The organism is Mesorhizobium sp. 128a, from assembly GCF_053848025.1.
Window position 1 is genome coordinate 1 of sequence record NZ_JBSPKY010000082.1, and the last position, 883, is coordinate 883.

Here is an 883-nt window from a genome sequence, read left to right on the forward strand (position 1 = left end):
CCCGCTCGGCAAGGGTGTCGATTGCCTTCTGAACGATGGAGATGACGAGTTCACGCTCGTCGCCCACAAGCTGAAGGCGCGGTGCCCGGGTCCATTCCGGGGCGCCATAAACCAAGTTTTCGGCGAGCTTGATGTACTGCACCAGCTTAACGTGGGTGTCGAGGTGAAACGAGGGCGTCAGGATCCGGTAGAGCGCGCGGGCTTCATCATAGCGGTTTGCGGTACAGAGCCCGAACAACTCGACGCACTCCGCGGGCCAGACATTGGTCATGCCCGAGACCCAGCCTGTGACGCCGAGCGCGGAGCTTTCCACGATCAGGTCATCAACGCCGCAGAAGACACTGAAGCGATCACCGAACGCCACGTACAGGTCGGTTGCGCGGCGAATGTCGCCGGATTCCTCTTTGATGCACACGATCTCCGGAACGTCCCCGAGGTGCCTCATCACATCGACGGTGCAATCGACGCCGTAGGCAATGGGATTATTGTAGATCATAAGGGGCAAGGAGGAAGCGGCGGCAACTCCCCGGTACCAGTCGACGGTTTCACGAGGGTCGGTCTTGTAGCCGAGGCTAGGAAAAACCATTAGTCCTTGGGCCCCAAACGTCTCGTAGAGCTTCGCGTTGGTGACAGCGCTTTCGAGCGTGATCTCGGCAAGCCCGGATAGAACCGGCACGCGGCCGGCCACGACGTCCACGGCAGCCCCAATAATCTCTTCCCGTTCCTTCAGAGACATTGAGGCGTTCTCGCCCAGCATCGGAAGCATGATGACGCCGGAAACCCCGGCCTTTACCAGCCTGTCGACACTCTGGGTTGTCGCCTGGAGGTCAACCCTGCCCTCCTTCGTCAGCTTGGTAGTTACAGCCGGGAAAACGCCAGTCCA

General features: G+C 60.1%; 1 protein-coding gene. It reads right to left on the reverse strand.

Annotated features, from left to right (window positions below; translation table 11 throughout):
- A partial coding sequence (locus tag ACWTU9_RS33150; RefSeq protein WP_455862007.1) for a dihydrodipicolinate synthase family protein occupies positions 1–883 on the reverse strand: 883 nt, incomplete at both ends.